Origin of the sequence: Pantoea sp. EKM21T (assembly GCF_011800405.1) — a bacterium.
In the GTDB taxonomy this organism is placed as follows: domain Bacteria; phylum Pseudomonadota; class Gammaproteobacteria; order Enterobacterales; family Enterobacteriaceae; genus Pantoea; species Pantoea agglomerans.
The window spans coordinates 171,316-186,866 of record NZ_JAALFV010000002.1; the positions used below are offsets into that span (position 1 = coordinate 171,316).

The window sequence follows — 15,551 nt, forward strand, 5'->3', positions numbered from 1 at the left end:
GAGTGTAAAAGGTGCGTTTGCTGCTGTGAAACGGTAATATTTGCCGATTGCTGTTAAAATTTTTGAAGGCAGATTATGTGGTCAGAATATGCATTAGAGGTGGTTGACGCTGTCGCCCGTGGGGGGAGCTTCAGCGCCGCCGCGCAGGAGTTACATCGGGTGCCCTCTGCCATCAGCTATACGGTGCGTCAGCTGGAAAACTGGCTGGCGGTACCGCTGTTTGAACGGCAGCATCGCGAAGTGGTTCTGACCCCGGCGGGTGAGCATTTTGTCCGGGAAGGACGCAGCGTCATCAAAAAAATGCTTGCCACCCGACGACAGTGTCAGCAGCTGGCTAACGGCTGGCGCGGCCAGCTAAGCATTGCCGTTGACCGTATCGCTAAACCTCAGCGCACCCGGCAGCTGGTCAAAGATTTCTATCGCCACTTTCCCGATATGGAGCTGATTATCAGCTATGAAGTCTTTAACGGCGTCTGGGATGCGCTGGCCGATGGCCGGGTGGAAGTGGCGATTGGTGCCACTCAGGCGATACCGGTGGGCGGACGTTTTGCTTTTCGGGATATGGGCACGCTTAACTGGCGCTGCGTGGTTGCGCCCGACCATCCTCTGACACAGGCGAGCCAGATAGATGATGACACGCTGCGTAGCTGGCCGTCCCTGGTGCTGGAAGATACTTCACGCGCGCTGCCGCGTCGTATGACATGGACGCTGGATAACCAGCGCAGGCTGGTGGTGCCGGAGTGGCAAACCGGGCTGGAGTGCGTGCAGGCGGGATTGTGTGTGGCGATGGTGCCGGGCCATCTGGCCAGGCCACTGCTCGACAGTGGCGAGCTGGTTGAACTGACGCTGCCGGTGGCGTTTCCGGACAGCCCATGCTGCGTCAGCTGGGCAGAGGATCGCGCATCACCGGCGACAGGCTGGTTGCTCAGCTATCTGGGTGATGCGCAAACGCTTAATCAGGAGTGGTTAAGCGAGCATTAACGGCGATAGTCGCGGAACGGGCCATCGGCCACGGAACGGCGCTCAATCAGCGTGGGATGGACCTCAATCGTTTGTGACACTTCGCGCTTACTGGTAATGCGGTCCAGCAGCATTTCCAGCGCTTTCTCACCCAGCTGGGCTTTAGGCTGATGCACTGTGGTCAGGGCCGGTGCGAAATAGCGGGCGTTGCGCACATTATCATAGCCGATCACCGAAATATCCTGGGGGACGCGCAAACCCATCTCGTCGGCGGCGCAAATCGCGCCCATCGCCATGATGTCACCGCCACAGAACACCGCCGTCGGACGCTGCTTCTGCGACAGGATCTGCTGCATCGCCTGATAGCCCGACTCCGGCTCAAAGTCACCCTGCACAATCCACTCGGCGCGTGGCTGAATACCCGCTTCTTCCATCGCCTTCAGGAAACCGGCATGACGTCCGCCACCGGTGTTACGCTCCATCTGGCCGGGGATTGCACCAATATCCCGGTGTCCGCGTTCAATCAGATAGCGTCCCGCCAGATAGCCGCCCTGAAAAGCATTATCCAGTACCGTGTCGGTGAAGTCGGCGCGCGATTCACCCCAGTCCATCACCACCATCGGGATATTGCGGTTCTCTTCCAGCATCTGCAGCAGATCGTCCGGATATTCAGAGCACATCACCAGCAGCCCATCGACGCGTTTCTGCGCCATCATGCTGAGATAGGCGCGCTGTTTTTGCAGATCGTTATGCGCATTACCCAGAATCAGCGTATAGCCTTTGTCAAAGCAGTGATTTTCAACCGCTTCGATAATTTCAGCGAAATAGGGCGCTTCGCTGGAGGTGGCAAGCAGGCCCAGCGTTTTGGTGTGGTTCACTTTCAGGCTGCGCGCCACGGCGCTCGGCGAGTAGTGCAGTTCTTTAATCGCCTGCCAGACCGCGTTGCGCGTCTCTTCAGCCACAAAGCGGGTTTTATTGATGACGTGCGAAACGGTGGTCGTTGAGACGCCAGCGCGTTTCGCCACATCTTTAATTGTTGCCATGGAAATCGGACTCCGGTGCTTATCTAACTCTATGATAAGCGTAGTGTTAAACGTTTGCGTCTGCTCAGGGTTTTTTCCGCAAAGATGCAGCTTTCATGGCCAGGAAACAGGCCGCTGGCGGCGTAAAAGCGCCTGAAAACGTGCGCAAACGGAATCAGGGTTGCGCGCGTTGCGCAACAAAGGCGGGATTCTAACAAGGCTGAACGGATAAAACGAGATTTTTACCGGGCCCTGTGGGAAAATGCGATACCCCTACTGATTGTGTGACTAAGGAGCAAGCAATGAGTACCGATCTTAAACTGGCTTTAATGACCACCGCGGGCTGTCTGCTGATGATTGTGGCCTTTAGTTTTACCGCTATTCTGCACTAAAAAAAAGCCGGGATTATCCCGGCTCTCTTCTGGTTGTTCTGCTGCTCAGCGTATGGTTTTTGGCGTCATCACCCGACGGGCACCAATATAGTGGCGCTGCCAGTAATCTTCTCCTAACGCGCTGATCTGAATATCTTTGCCGGTGCGTGGCGACTGGATAAACTTGCCATCACCCAGGTAAACGCCGACATGGTCCGCAGTACCACGACCATTGATACGGAAGAAGACCAGATCGCCTTTCTCCAGCGACTCACGCTTGATCGGCGCGGCATCACGCAGGTGGTACATCTCGTTAGCGGTACGTGGGATCTTAAACTTCACCAGATCTTTATAGGCGTACCAGACCAGGCCGCTGCAATCGAAACCGGTATGGGGAGAGGTGCCGCCCCACTGATAGGGTTTACCCAACTGACCCATCAGCTTGGTCATCGCGGTTTCGCGGGCCTTCTGGTAGCGCTGACGGTGAGATTTGCTCATCTTAATCGTGCCGGTCTCGCTGGTGGTGACCTCAGCGGTTTTCAGCAGGCGCTGATGACCATAACGTTTTTTCTCTTTGTTCTTACTGAGACGGGCGGTTTTTAGCGAGGTCTTCTTAGCAGGCGTCTGTTTCGCGGTGAGTTCGACTTTTTTCAGTTTTTTTGTTTTTAGTTTTTGAACCGGGCTGAGGCGAGTCTTTTTCGTCACCGTTTTGACCGGGCGACGCTTGCGACGCTCATCGTCGCGCGCACTCTTTTTCTCTGCTTTATGCGTACTGACGTTCACCGGCGCGTGAGGCGACGCAGCGGCGATGTTGAAAAACAGTTGCGCAAAGGCCAGCATGAAAAACGTAATGATTAAACGCATAGTCCGTTGATTAGTTAAGTTGTCAGGGCCACTACGCACCGCGACAAAGTTGAGATTAATCTGATCCAGGATCAGCGCCCAGGCCATTCTAGTCCAGTTCTTTTAAAAACTGTAATGCCTTTTAATATTAATCTTTGCAACCCACGCAATTGTGCTGAAAATGAACATTTTCAGCGTCTTATATCAACGAAATTATTACGAATTATTAATCTGTTACCTGCTGTTAATAATCAGGAATTCAGGTGTTCCGGAGCAGGACTTAACAATGATGGCGATTTAATCGGGCAGCGATCAAAATCTCGTTTTCAGTCACGCTGCGAAGTCGCTACAATAAACAAACACGATGTGACGAATTAAGGAAGGCAATTATGAGTACTGTAGAAAAAATTCAGCGCCAGATCGCAGAAAACCCGATCCTGCTGTACATGAAAGGTTCCCCGAAACTGCCAAGCTGCGGTTTCTCTGCACAGGCGGTGCAGGCGCTGTCAGCCTGCGGTGAGCGTTTTGCTTACGTGGATATTCTGCAGAACCCGGACATTCGTGCCGAGATGCCGAAATTCGCTAACTGGCCAACTTTCCCGCAGCTGTGGGTCGATGGCGAGCTGGTCGGTGGATGCGACATCATCGTTGAGATGTTACAGCGTGGTGAACTGCAGACGCTGATCAAAGAGACCGCAGAAAAATTTAAAGAAGCAGAATAAAAAAAGGCCGACATCACGTCGGCCTTTTTCATTGCGGCATCCCTTATGCGGATGTCGTGGCTTCTGCATCGCCTTCCGCGAAGGGCAGTGGCCAGCCGCCTAACCGTTTCCAGCGGTTCACCAGCTCGCAGAACAGCGTTGCCGTCTGCTGAGTGTCATAGAGCGCCGAATGCGCCTGCGTGCTGTCAAACTCCATTCCCGCCGCAATACAGGCCTTCGCCAGCACCGTCTGACCCAATACCAGTCCACTCAGGGCCGCGGTGTCAAAGGTGGCAAACGGGTGAAACGGATTGCGCTTCAGGCTGGCTCGTTCCGCCGCCGCTGACATAAAGTTCAGGTCGAAAGTGGCATTGTGCGCCACCATAATGGCGCGATTGCAGCCGCTGTCTTTAATGCCCTTGCGCACCATTTTGAAAATGGCGTGCAGCGCCTCATATTCACTGACCGCGCCGCGCAGCGGATTGCTGGGATCGATGCCGGTAAAGGCCAGGGCTTCGGGATGCAGCAGCGATCCGACAAAAGGTTCGACGTTGAAATGCAGCGTCTGGTCAATCTGAATCCATCCCTCTTCATCCATCTTCAGCGTGATAGCGGCAATCTCCAGTAACGCATCGGTTTGCGCATTGAAACCCGCGGTTTCAACGTCGATCACCACCGGATAGAAGCCACGGAAACGTTGATTGAGTGCATTAGGGGAATTCGATTCAGACATCAGGATCTCGTTGCAGAAAAAGGGCAGCGCGTATTATGGCAAAAAACGGGGCCGGGTGCAGCAGATGAAGCGCAGAGAAGGGGATTCAGCCCACCCGACCGGGCAGGCTGACAGGCAGGTTTAGTTGCCGAGGCCGTTACCGGCATCTTTGTTTTCGATCAGCTCGATTTTGTAACCATCGGGATCTTCAACAAAGGCAATAATGGTGGAGCCGCCTTTAACCGGGCCAGCTTCACGCGTCACATTGCCGCCATCTTTGCGGATACGTTCGCAGGCCGCTGCTGCGTCATCAACGCCCAGCGCAATATGCCCATAGGCATCACCGAGGTCATACTTATCGACGCCCCAGTTGTAGGTCAGTTCGATCACCGCACCTTCGCTCTCGTCGGTGTAGCCCACAAATGCCAGGGTATATTTGTATTCGGTGTTTTCGCTCTGACGCAACACGCGCATGCCCAGCACACGGGTGTAGAAATCGATTGAACGTTGCAGATCGCCAACGCGCAGCATGGTATGAAGTAAACGCATAACATCCTCTTTTAAATAAAACGCCATCGCCCGATGACCCAGGCGCTAAGTATAGCGATGAAAATCGCCATTGAATAATGGCTGCCGTCATCATCCCGGACGGCAGCCCGAACCGGTTAAAGCGTCGGGTAGTCGATATAACCTTCCGCGCCGCCGCCGTAGAAGCTTTCCGGACGCTGTGGATTGAGTGGGGCGTCCTGCTGCAGACGCTCAACCAGATCCGGGTTAGCAATGTAATCGCGACCAAACGCAACCGCATCGATCAGGCCGCGACCAATCAGGTCATCCGCTTTCTCAACGGTATAGGCACCGGCACCAATGATGGCACCCGGGAAGAGATCACGCACTTTCTGACGGAAAGCGTCGGTGTAAGGCTGACCGCCGGCCCAGTCTGGCTCAGAGAGGTGCAGATAGGCGATGTTGCGTTTTGCCAGCTCGCCGATATACCACAGCGCCGCTTCCTCTTCATCCGGGCCGTTGTCCAGATTCTGGAAGCTGCCGATAGGTGAGACGCGAATACCAATGCGATCGGCTGACCAGTTAGCGATCACCGCATCAACCACTTCCAGCGCAAAGCGACCGCGTTTTTCGATGCTGCCGCCATATTCATCAGTACGCTGGTTTGAGCCAGGAGCCAGGAACTGGTGCATCAGGTAACCGTGCGCCGAGTGCAGCTCAAGCAGGTCAAAGTCCGCTTCACGCGCGTTGGCCGCAGCCTGGCCAAAATCTGCCACAATCTGCTTAATCTCTGGCACTGTCAGCTCACGCGGCGTTGAGGTATCTTCGCGATAGACGCTGCCATCTTCAGCACGCAGTGAGGTACGGGTGCCAGCGGCAATCGCCGATGGCGCAACCGGTGCTTTGCCTTCCGGCTGCACGCTGTTATGTGAGATACGACCGGTGTGCCATAACTGTACTGCGATGTGACCGCCAGCCTGATGCACGCCTTCGTTAATCGCTTTCCACGCTGCAATCTGTGGCTGAGTATGTAAGCCTGGCGCACCGGCATAGCCTTTCGCCTGGAAAGAGATCTGGGTCGCTTCGGTGATGATCAAACCGGCGCTGGCGCGCTGGCGATAATATTCAGCCATCATCGGGGTAGGGATGTCGCCTGGCTCAATGCTGCGCAGACGGGTCAGCGGTGCCATAAATACGCGGTTTGGGACGGTAATTGCACCGACTTTTAGCGGACGAAACAGCTGGGTACTCGCCATAATAGCTCCTGATTAGTAGACCAGTCGTCTACAAACATGTTTTTTAAAAATCAGCGGCGTTCAAGCCACTGTTCGATGGTACTCAATGCCAGACGCAGTGGCTGCGCCTCGCGGGAAATTTTGCTCTGCAGGCTGGCACCCAGCCACAGCAGCGACAGCAATTCCGCCATCTGCGCGGGGGGCTGCGGCAGGCTCAGCGACTCCTGCTGCTCTGCGGCAATCAGGGTCCGGGCGTAGAGTGCCGTGATCTTTCCGGCACCCTGCTGCAGTGCATCACGCATCGGTTCTGAGAGATCGCACACCTCAGCGGAGACTTTGACGCCCAGACAGCCTACGATGTGGCCCTGCTGAACAAACAGATCAACGGCAGCACGAAAGTGGTTAAGCAGACGCTCCCGCGGCGTGCCTTCGGTCTGGTTAAGCTGCAACGCCACATCCTGCAGGAAACGCGCAAAATAGCGCTCCAGTAACGCCACGCCAAACGCCTCTTTAGAACGGAAGTAGTAGTAGAAGGAGCCTTTCGGCACCGCCGCCTGCGTCAGCAGTTCGCTGAGGCCCATTCCGGTAAAGCCGCGTTGCAGACAGAGTTGCTCACCTGTCTGGAGCAGGTGTTCGCGGGTTTCGTTGCGTTGTAGCGTCTTATTCATGGCAGTGAGATTAGTAGACCAGTCGGTCTAATGCAACGCAACTCTCACTATTTGGCACAGAGTGTTCACTCCTGAGTCAAAGAACAGGATAATTCTGACCGGGTGGGGCTTACTTCCTGCGCAACCAGGCTACGCTTTTTACTGGACTGTTTATTCTGTGAATCCGGAGGCGTGGTGGCCGAGCAGCTTGAGTTTTTCCCGGTTCCCAGCCCCTGTCGCGGCATCTGCCAGACGGATGCGCGCGGCTACTGCCTGGGATGTTTACGCAGCCGCGATGAGCGGTTCAACTGGCTGCGCTTTAGCGATGCGCAAAAGCGTGAGGTCATTCGTCTTTGTCAGCAGCGGCGTCAGCGTCTGCAACGGCAACAGAAAGGTGAGGAGCCACACGCGCCCCAACAGCCGGAGTTATTCTGACGACTTTGCGCTTTCCGTTATACTCTCTGACACGCTAATTTCAGCCAACGCGCAACAGGGAGATCGTCATGTTAGAACCGCAAGCCATCGCTTCACAGGGGCCCGATTTTTCACCGCTGGTCATGGGGTACTGGCGTCTGATGGAGTGGGGGATGTCGCCACAGGAACGGGTCGCCTTTATTGAGCACCATGTGAGGCTCGGCATCACCACCGTTGACCATGCGGACATCTACGGTGACTACCAGTGTGAGGCGGCGTTTGGCGAGGCACTGAAACTGGCACCCGGCTTGCGCGACCAGCTACAGATTGTCACCAAGTGCGGCATCGCCACCCGCGCCCAGCCTGAGCATCAGATAGGCCACTACATTACCGACAAACGTCATATCCTGCAGAGTGCTGAAAACTCACTGCGCCATATCCACACCGATCGTCTCGACCTGCTGCTGATCCATCGTCCCGATCCGCTGATGGAGGCTGACGAGGTGGCCGAAGCCTTTATGGCGCTGCATCACAGCGGCAAGGTTCTGCATTTTGGCGTCTCTAACTTCACACCATCACAGTTTTCCCTGCTGCAATCCCGTCTGCCGTTCTCGCTGGTGACAAATCAGCTGGAGATCTCACCCGTGCAGCAAAGTGTGCTGCTGGATGGCTCGCTGGATCAGTGTCAGCAGCTGCGTATTCGTCCGATGGCCTGGTCCTGTCTGGGTGGCGGTCGCCTGTTTAACGATCCCCATTTCCAGCCGCTGCGTGACGAACTGGAAGCCGTGCGGCAGGAAACCGGTGCCACCAGCCTTGAGCAGGTGGTCTATGCCTGGATACTGATGCTGCCATCGCGCCCGCTGCCAATCATCGGCTCAGGTAAAACGGCGCGGGTCAGCGAAGCCGCCGGAGCACTGAACTTATCCCTGTCGCGTCAGCAGTGGTTCCGTATTCGCAAGGCGGCGCTGGGATTTGATGTGCCCTGAAGCGTAAAACTGCGTCAATCTCCGGCAAAATAGTGCAATAGCGACCAGACTTATCTCAAACCCTGGTATGCAAATGGAGTCACCATGAAAATGAAAGCAGTTGCCCTATTCGCACTGATCGCCTGCGGCTCAGCACAGGCTGCCAGCGAGCAGGTTACGATCCATCAGGTTACCGCTGAAGGGATTGGGAAATCGCTGGGCACCGTTAAGATTGACGAGACACAGTATGGTCTGCAGTTCACGCCGGATCTGCAGGGCCTTCAGCCGGGCATTCATGGTTTCCATGTTCATGCTAAAGGCAGCTGTGAACCGGGCGAGTCTGAAGGCAAAGTGGTCGCCGCCGGTGCGGCGGGTGGTCACCTTGATCCAGCCAACAGCGGCAAACATCTGGGGCCTTATGCAGAGGGGCACCTGGGCGACCTGCCCGCGGTCTATGTCGATGACAAAGGCAGCGCCACTTATCCGGTGCTGGCGCCGCGTCTGAAATCGTTAAAAGAGATCAAAGGCAAAGCGCTGATGGTGCACGTCGGCGGTGACAATCATGCTGACCATCCTAAACCGCTGGGCGGTGGCGGGGCACGCTACGCCTGCGGTGTAATCTGAGTTTCCGGGCGGCAGGCGATGGCCGCCCGCTTTTCTCCTGCCTGTTTATGAATTGTTGTACCATCCCTGACATTTCCCCCCTATGATATTGATTCAGGTAAGAAAGCGTGATGGGGAAAGGAGCAGGAAAATGAAATTCAAGGGCGCATTACTGCTGTGTCTGCTGCTGGTGGGATGCGATAAACCCAATGATACGCAACTGGTCACCGAAACCGGACGCGAACTGCAGCGCACCATCGATACCAACCCAATGCGTATCACCTGTGAAAAGATCGCGAAGGGTCGTGAATGGCTGAGCCGCAACATGGTGCGTAAGCTGGAAGCGCAGGGTTGCGATCAGGTCTTTCGCAGCGCCACCGAAACCAATTTCACGGATAGCACTATTTATCGCCGCACCATGACTATGGTGTGCGGTGGCATTCATGGTCAGAGTTTTACCGGTACCGAACTGACACGCCGGTTTATCTTCTCACCCGATGAGAAAGTGCTGGTGATTGAACCGATGACCGAAATGGATAAAACCCGCTTCGAAGGCCATAAAACGCTGCAACAGCTGCAGGATGATTTTAACCGGCAACAGCAGCAATATTGCCAGTGATCACTCCGGCACCGCCTGCTTCAGCTGTGCCAGTGAACAGCGTAACCGCCAGATAATCCCCGCCAGCTCGCTGGCCTCATTGCTTTCCAGTGCCAGTAACGCGGTGATGGTCTCCTCCAGTTGCGTCAGCATTCGATCCAGCGAGCTGTGGCGCACGCCGCGGCTGCTGATAATCTGCTGTAAGTCTTGCAGGCAGTGATCGCGAAACCCCATCAGTGCGGCTGAACCGGCGCGCCATTCACGCAGCTGCCAGACGATATGCGAGCAGTTAAGCAGCACCACGCCCCAGCGCAGTAGCCAGACGCGTGCCTGCTCGTCCCGGCTGTGACTGAGCTGGCTGATACGGTGGTAAATCTGCGATTCGAAGCGGCTCTCGCTGAGCCGGGGCCGCTGCCGCAGCTGATCGAGAAACGCCAGCCGCAGCGCCCGGATATGCCGTCGGCTGCGCCGCGCATCGGAGCTGGGTCGCAGAATCTGGAACGCCAGCCAGGCGAGCAGCACCCCGCAGACTTTGGCGATGTTATCGTTAAAGAAGTCCTGATAATCCCATGTGGGCGGATTAGTCACCGCGATAAACGAACCCATAAAGACGATGAACTGTCCCCACATCCCGGCGCGCTGCTTCTGCTGCAGCTTAAAGAGTTGCAGCGTCACCAACAGCGGGAACAGAAACAGTAAAAACTGCCACAGCTGACTGATCTGCACCATCAGCCCAAACTTCATCACAAAACTAAACGCAAACAGCCACAGCAGGGTCTTCAGCAGCAGCGTGACGCTGCCGCCAGGTGAGGGTGATGAAGCGTAGAGCACACAGGCAATGGCGGTTAAGGTGAGCGCGGCGGCACCGGAAGACCATTGCGTATTGATCCAGAAGGCGCAGCCCAGCACGATAACGCAGAAGGTACGCAGGGCGCTCCAGCCCGCCTCGGCGCTGTCACTGTCGCGCGCCAGCGCCGGAACCGGCGGTGGCTGAAAGCGGGTGTCGGCATCGGCGCGATCCAGCAGGCGGATCCAGCGCAGCACGTTGAGGTACATCCAGCAGAAGTAGCGCAGCCGCTGACAAAAAGCGCGCTGCCGGTAGTCGCCATCCGCTGCCGGGGTCACGCTGCGCAGGATTTGCGCCAGACGATATTTATCACACGCCGGTTTCGCCAGCTCCGCCAGCAGTTGTTGCAGCGCGTCAAACAGCGCCTCTGGCGCGTCGGGCCAGTTCAGCAGCATGCGTCGCAGGCTGGAGAGCACGCTGGTGAGTCGCAGCTGCTGGTGCAGCACATAGTTCAGCACGTTGTTCTGTCGGCGAAAGCGGTAATGGCTCCAGAACGCCTGAATCCGCAGCAGATTCATGGTCAGGATCTGGCTGATGACATTTTCATGCGCGGTCCGGATGGTCTCGCTGGCTGAGGGCTGCAGCAGTAACACCGCATGTTCCAGCAGCCGGGCATGCATCTGTTTCAGTGAGGTAATCAGCGTCTCACCATCGGAAGTACTCGGCAGTACCATCATCATCAATCCGGCGCAGAGAATGCCGGAGATCACCTCGCAGACACGTGCCTGAGCGATGGTCCATAGCGAGGTGATATCGGTGATGTTAACGCTGCTAAAGGCGATGATGGCGGCGGTGTAGCCCGCCAGCGAAAAGGCGTAGGCAACGTTATTCTGGTAGTGATTCGCTATGCCGGTACAGAGCGCCAGCCAGCCGGCAATGGCAAAGGTAAACAGCCACGGCTCATTAAGCGTATGTCCGGCGATCAGCAGCGCAGCGCTGGCCCCCATCAGACTGCCAACGATGCGCCCCAGACTTTTACTGATCGCGCCGCCGACGGTGGGAAAGCTAATCACGGCGGCAGAGGTCATTGCCCAGTACGGCTCATCCAGATCCAGTCCGTAGGCGATGCTCAGCGCCAGGCACATCGCAATAGCGTTGCGCAACGCATAGCGCCACTGGCCGGCGTTCGCCTTAATCCAGGGCAGTTGATCCCAGGCCAGCCACTGAAAATTCATGGCTGGATGGTGATGGTGCAGCTGGTTCCCGCCACCAGGTCTGCATCGGCAGGGAGCGGGTCGAGACGAATACGCACCGGCACTCGCTGCGCCAGCCGCACCCAGGGCACGTTGGGTTTGATATCGGGTACCAGGCCGCTGTCGGTCTCAATGCTTTGGTCATAGATGGCGCGGCCAATGCTATCCACCTGACCCTGCAGCCGCATGCCATTGCTGTAGAGCACCACCTGGGCCGCTGCGCCTGGGTGAATATGGCGCAGTTTGGTCTCTTCGAAGTAGCCCATTACGTAGTAAGAGTGGCTGTCGACCAGGGCAAACAGAGGCGAACCCGCGGTGGCATAGTTGCCGGGACGCAGCGTCAGATTGGTGATCCAGCCATCCGCCGGTGCGGTCAGCGTCGTCTGCTGCAGATTCCAGCGCGCCCGTTCCCACTCCGCCTGTGCCGCTTTGGTGCTGGCGGCCGCCGCGCCGGCGCTTAATCGCGCGGCATCAAGGTCCTCTGCGGAGATGATGTTGCGCGGCAGGCTGCTGCGACGGTTAAATTCATGCTGCGCTTTCGCGAGATCCGCCTGCGCTTTGCTGAGCTGGGCGGCGGCATTGTCGAGCGCGATCTGCCACGGCACCGGGTCCAGCGTTAACAGCTGCTGGCCCTGATGCACAAACTGATTGTCTTTGACCTTCAGTTGCGTAATTCGTCCCGACACCTGAGGCGTGATATCCACCAGCTCTGCCCGTACTTTCCCGTCACGGGTCCAGGGCGACTGCATGTAGTAGTTCCAGAGCCAGCCAGCGGCCAGCAGCGCCAGGGCAAACACGATCAGCGTGGAGAAGTATTTTACCGCGTTAAATTTCATATCGATTATCCGTGACCGATTAGCCAGAGTGCGGCGGTAACGCACAGCACAAACAGGGAGAGATCAAACAGGGTGGGATGCCAGACATCGCCGGAGTAGATCCAGCCACGCACCAGAGGGTGGATCAGCAGCCAGAAAAAGAAGCCGAGGATCACCGCTTTGAATATCGGCGGGAAAAACAGTGAGGCGCCCACCACCAGATCGGTCAGCGGATTCGCACCTGAAAAAGCAGGAGTGAGCACGTGATAACATCCTTCGTTAACCCAAACAGCAGAGTGAAAGCGCTGCCACGTTATGGTGGCCTGGTCCGGGATTTGTAATTTGTCCTGTAAACTCGCAGAATAGTGTAAAATCTGGCTTGATAGCTAGCAAGCTAATTATAAGGAGATGAAATGGATACGCCCCTCGGAACGGATTTATCTCGCCTGGTGCGCATCTGGCGCGCGTTGATTGATCAGCGGCTGAAGCCGCTTGAGCTGACTCAGACTCACTGGGTGACGTTGCACAATATTCATCAACTGCCGCCCGAACAGTCGCAGATTCAGTTAGCCAAGGCGATTGGTATTGAACAGCCTTCGCTGGTGCGCACGCTGGATCAGCTGGAAGAGAAAGGATTAATCACCCGTTCGACCTGCGCCAACGATCGTCGTGCCAAGCGCATTAAGCTGACGCAGCAGGCCGAGCCGATAATCGAACAGGTTGAGAGTGTGATTGATGAGACGCGGGACGACATTTTGTCCGGCATTAGTCGGGAAGAGATCAGTCAGATGGTGACGCTGATCGCCCGGCTTGAGAAAAACATTCTCGAACTTCAGCATAAAGAGAAATAAAAAAACCGACGCCCAGGCGTCGGTTTTTTGTTTAGCTTCATTAGCGAGGTGAAACCGTCACCTGGCTGCCGTTGGATGCCATCACAACACGCTGGCCAACAGAGTAACGCGTGGCGGCCTGTTTCTGAACCACCATGATGGTGTTGCCATCATCCTTACGGATTTCCAGCTCAACGCCATCGGTTTTATTGACTGCGCCCTGTACGCCCTGGCCTGCTACGCCACCCAGAACCGCACCACCGGCTGTCGCCAGGCTACGTCCGCTGCCGCCACCAATGGTGTTACCCAGGAAGCCACCCAGCACCGCACCACCGATAGCACCGATGACATTGCTCTCATCGCCGCCCTGGATTTTCACCGGACGTACTGAGACTAAGGTACCGTACGAAACGCTCTGCACCTGCTTAGCTTCACTGGCACTGTAGGTATCACCCGACAGCGTACTGGTATTGCTACAACCTGCCAGCATCACACCGGCCAGAGCGACCACAATTACACGCTTAATCATTTGAAACTCCTTTAGTCGAGAAGGTGCCACGTTTACCGCTGTATCCTGCTCACAGTATAAGACACAAACCTGGCAAATTAATCCCTGTCCGAATAAAACACGGCTGGACGAAGCATAGACTATGCAGGATCAACAATAATTCAATCGTGGATTAAAAATAGTCCCATTACGTTATCAGTCAGCACGATTGGATAAAAAGAATTTAATCATAGAATTAGCGATCATTATTTGTCAGGCTAACCGCAGATGAATTGCACTTCCGGCCGGAAGTAAGGAATGGCTATGAAATCAGGACGCTATATTGGGGTAATGTCAGGCACCAGCCTGGATGGAGTGGATGTGGTGCTGGCTGCCATTGATGAAAATATGGTGGCGCAGCAGGCCAGCTACTGCCATCCGATGCCACCAGAACTGCGTCAGGCGATTCTGGCGATATGTCAGGGACAGTCCCTGACGCTGTCGCAGCTCGGCCAGCTTGATACCCGCCTCGGCCAGCTGTTTGCTGAAGCGGTAGTGACATTAATGAAGCGCGAATCGCTTGAAGCCAGCGATATCACGGCGATTGGCTGTCATGGTCAGACCGTCTGGCATGAGCCGCAGAGTGACGCACCCAATACGCTGCAGATTGGCGATCATAATCAGATCGTGGCGGCCACCGGCGTCACCGTGGTAGGGGATTTCCGCCGCCGTGATATGGCGCTGGGCGGGCAGGGCGCGCCGCTGGTGCCTGCCTTTCATCAGGCGCTGCTGATGGATGCCACTGAACGCCGCATGGTGCTGAATATTGGCGGCATCGCCAATCTCTCGCTGCTGATCCCGGGTCAGCCGGTGCGCGGCTTCGATACCGGCCCCGGCAATATGCTGCTGGACGCCTGGATCTGGCGTAATCAGGCTCAGCCGTATGACAAAGATGCGCAGTGGGCGCGCAGCGGGTCGGTGATTCCGGCACTGCTGGAGGCGCTGCTACGTGAGCCCTGGTTTGCGTTGCCGCCGCCGAAAAGCACCGGGCGCGAACATTTCAACCTCAGCTGGCTGGAGCAGCATCTGCGCTATTTCCCGGGTCTGGCTGCGCAGGACGTGCAGGCTACGCTGGTCGAGCTGACCGCCATCACCATCACGCAGCAGGTGTTACTCAATGATGGCTGCGACCGTCTGCTGGTGTGTGGCGGCGGCAGCCGCAATCCGCTGCTGATGGCACGACTGGCAGCGCATCTTCCGGGAACGGAAGTAACGACTACCGATGCGGCGGGTGTCAGTGGTGACGATATGGAGGCGCTGGCGTTTGCCTGGCTGGCTTTCCGCACGCTCTCCGGCCTGCCGGGCAATCTGCCTGCGGTGACGGGCGCACGGGAAAAAAGCGTGATTGGCGCAATCTTTCCGGCGAATTCACTCTACCGACGCTAAGCGGGGAGTCGGGGGCAATCTGCCCCCGCAGGATTACAGGTGGCCGTCAGGCGGCGCCGGAGAGATGCGTCAGGTTGCGAACGCCAGTAATCACCGAGGCAACCATGGTTTCACGTCGGGTAATCACCTCAACCTGATAAAACCGGCTGCGGTAGGCGATGGAATAGATAACGGGATGGTACTTATTACCTTCTCCGTAGCGGGAGTAGTGCGCTTCAAGCGCACGAGTCGCTGCGAGAATATGGGAGGGTTCTTTATCACCGCGGATGATTTGCTTCATTCAGTTCCTCAAATGCTGTCCCTGGAGTCACGTCGCACGCATGGCGCGTAGCGCTGGCCTAAACACTGAACATCT

General features: G+C 56.4%; 20 protein-coding genes. 9 read left to right on the top strand and 11 right to left on the bottom strand.

Annotation, left to right across the window (positions count from 1 at the left end; all coding sequences use genetic code 11):
* The first annotated feature begins 75 nt into the window (after positions 1-75).
* Positions 76-981 (top strand): DNA-binding transcriptional activator PunR, encoded by a 906-nt coding sequence (punR, locus tag HFD87_RS04315; RefSeq protein WP_010245598.1) that lies wholly within the window; start codon positions 76-78, stop codon positions 979-981.
* On the opposite strand, the gene purR is transcribed toward punR, so the two are convergent.
* A complete protein-coding gene (gene purR, locus HFD87_RS04320) occupies positions 978-2,003 on the bottom strand; it encodes an HTH-type transcriptional repressor PurR (protein WP_010245595.1) in 1,026 nt (341 codons plus the stop codon). The genes punR and purR overlap by 4 nt on opposite strands.
* A gap of 281 nt (positions 2,004-2,284) precedes the next feature.
* Between purR and HFD87_RS04325 the strand changes: the two genes are divergently transcribed.
* Positions 2,285-2,374, top strand: coding sequence for a YnhF family membrane protein (locus HFD87_RS04325; protein ID WP_010245592.1), 90 nt, complete (start codon positions 2,285-2,287; stop codon positions 2,372-2,374).
* Between the two features lie 45 nt (positions 2,375-2,419).
* Here the strand turns inward: HFD87_RS04325 and HFD87_RS04330 are convergent, their stop codons facing one another.
* The gene (locus tag HFD87_RS04330; RefSeq protein WP_010245589.1) at positions 2,420-3,217 is read right to left on the bottom strand and encodes a C40 family peptidase; all 798 of its coding nucleotides are present in this window, start codon (positions 3,215-3,217) and stop codon (positions 2,420-2,422) included.
* 365 nt (positions 3,218-3,582) lie between these two features.
* Between HFD87_RS04330 and HFD87_RS04335 the strand changes: the two genes are divergently transcribed.
* Positions 3,583-3,918, top strand: a complete 336-nt coding sequence (locus HFD87_RS04335) for a Grx4 family monothiol glutaredoxin (RefSeq protein WP_170933470.1) — start codon at positions 3,583-3,585, stop codon at positions 3,916-3,918.
* Between the two features lie 43 nt (positions 3,919-3,961).
* Here HFD87_RS04335 and rnt read toward each other — a convergent pair whose 3' ends face one another.
* From rnt to HFD87_RS04355, 4 genes are all read right to left on the bottom strand, one after another.
* Positions 3,962-4,630, bottom strand: a complete 669-nt coding sequence (gene rnt, locus HFD87_RS04340; RefSeq protein ID WP_010245582.1) for a ribonuclease T — start codon at positions 4,628-4,630, stop codon at positions 3,962-3,964.
* A 120-nt stretch (positions 4,631-4,750) separates the two neighbouring features.
* Positions 4,751-5,158 carry a lactoylglutathione lyase gene (gloA, locus tag HFD87_RS04345; RefSeq protein WP_010245580.1) on the bottom strand — a complete coding sequence of 136 codons (408 nt, stop codon included), beginning with the start codon at positions 5,156-5,158 and terminating at the stop codon, positions 4,751-4,753.
* A 116-nt stretch (positions 5,159-5,274) separates the two neighbouring features.
* Positions 5,275-6,372 (bottom strand): alkene reductase, encoded by a 1,098-nt coding sequence (locus HFD87_RS04350; RefSeq protein ID WP_167422989.1) that lies wholly within the window; start codon positions 6,370-6,372, stop codon positions 5,275-5,277.
* Between the two features lie 50 nt (positions 6,373-6,422).
* Positions 6,423-7,019: a TetR/AcrR family transcriptional regulator gene (locus HFD87_RS04355; protein WP_010245576.1), complete on the bottom strand. Its 597-nt coding sequence runs from the start codon at positions 7,017-7,019 to the stop codon at positions 6,423-6,425.
* Between the two features lie 174 nt (positions 7,020-7,193).
* Here HFD87_RS04355 and HFD87_RS04360 point away from each other — a divergent pair, with 174 nt between their 5' ends.
* The 4 genes from HFD87_RS04360 (at position 7,194) to HFD87_RS04375 (ending at position 9,599) form a co-directional block, all read left to right on the top strand.
* Complete coding sequence (locus HFD87_RS04360) at positions 7,194-7,433, top strand: DUF1289 domain-containing protein (protein WP_010245573.1); 240 nt, start codon at positions 7,194-7,196, stop codon at positions 7,431-7,433.
* 68 nt (positions 7,434-7,501) lie between these two features.
* Positions 7,502-8,398 carry an aldo/keto reductase family oxidoreductase gene (locus HFD87_RS04365; protein ID WP_033757493.1) on the top strand — a complete coding sequence of 299 codons (897 nt, stop codon included), beginning with the start codon at positions 7,502-7,504 and terminating at the stop codon, positions 8,396-8,398.
* A gap of 84 nt (positions 8,399-8,482) precedes the next feature.
* Positions 8,483-9,001: a superoxide dismutase family protein gene (sodC, locus tag HFD87_RS04370; RefSeq protein ID WP_010245567.1), complete on the top strand. Its 519-nt coding sequence runs from the start codon at positions 8,483-8,485 to the stop codon at positions 8,999-9,001.
* 130 nt (positions 9,002-9,131) lie between these two features.
* Entirely contained in the window at positions 9,132-9,599 is a 468-nt protein-coding gene (locus tag HFD87_RS04375) for a hypothetical protein (RefSeq protein ID WP_010245563.1), read from the top strand.
* Here the strand turns inward: HFD87_RS04375 and HFD87_RS04380 are convergent, their stop codons facing one another.
* The 3 genes from HFD87_RS04380 to HFD87_RS04390 are packed head-to-tail and all read right to left on the bottom strand — an operon-like array spanning position 9,600 to position 12,696.
* Entirely contained in the window at positions 9,600-11,600 is a 2,001-nt protein-coding gene (locus HFD87_RS04380) for an FUSC family protein (protein WP_167422990.1), read from the bottom strand.
* Positions 11,597-12,454 carry an HlyD family secretion protein gene (locus HFD87_RS04385; RefSeq protein ID WP_033771647.1) on the bottom strand — a complete coding sequence of 286 codons (858 nt, stop codon included), beginning with the start codon at positions 12,452-12,454 and terminating at the stop codon, positions 11,597-11,599. The genes HFD87_RS04380 and HFD87_RS04385 overlap by 4 nt, the downstream gene beginning before the upstream one ends.
* A 5-nt stretch (positions 12,455-12,459) precedes the next feature.
* Positions 12,460-12,696 carry a DUF1656 domain-containing protein gene (locus HFD87_RS04390; RefSeq protein ID WP_010245554.1) on the bottom strand — a complete coding sequence of 79 codons (237 nt, stop codon included), beginning with the start codon at positions 12,694-12,696 and terminating at the stop codon, positions 12,460-12,462.
* A 150-nt stretch (positions 12,697-12,846) separates the two neighbouring features.
* Between HFD87_RS04390 and slyA the strand changes: the two genes are divergently transcribed.
* Entirely contained in the window at positions 12,847-13,284 is a 438-nt protein-coding gene (slyA, locus tag HFD87_RS04395) for a transcriptional regulator SlyA (RefSeq protein WP_010245551.1), read from the top strand.
* A gap of 40 nt (positions 13,285-13,324) precedes the next feature.
* On the opposite strand, the gene slyB is transcribed toward slyA, so the two are convergent.
* Complete coding sequence (slyB, locus tag HFD87_RS04400; protein ID WP_010245548.1) at positions 13,325-13,792, bottom strand: outer membrane lipoprotein SlyB; 468 nt, start codon at positions 13,790-13,792, stop codon at positions 13,325-13,327.
* 282 nt (positions 13,793-14,074) lie between these two features.
* Here slyB and anmK point away from each other — a divergent pair, with 282 nt between their 5' ends.
* Entirely contained in the window at positions 14,075-15,196 is a 1,122-nt protein-coding gene (gene anmK, locus HFD87_RS04405; RefSeq protein WP_167423094.1) for an anhydro-N-acetylmuramic acid kinase, read from the top strand.
* A 46-nt stretch (positions 15,197-15,242) separates the two neighbouring features.
* Here anmK and HFD87_RS04410 read toward each other — a convergent pair whose 3' ends face one another.
* Positions 15,243-15,476, bottom strand: a complete 234-nt coding sequence (locus tag HFD87_RS04410; RefSeq protein ID WP_010245542.1) for a DUF4060 family protein — start codon at positions 15,474-15,476, stop codon at positions 15,243-15,245.
* Positions 15,477-15,551: the final 75 nt, after the last annotated feature.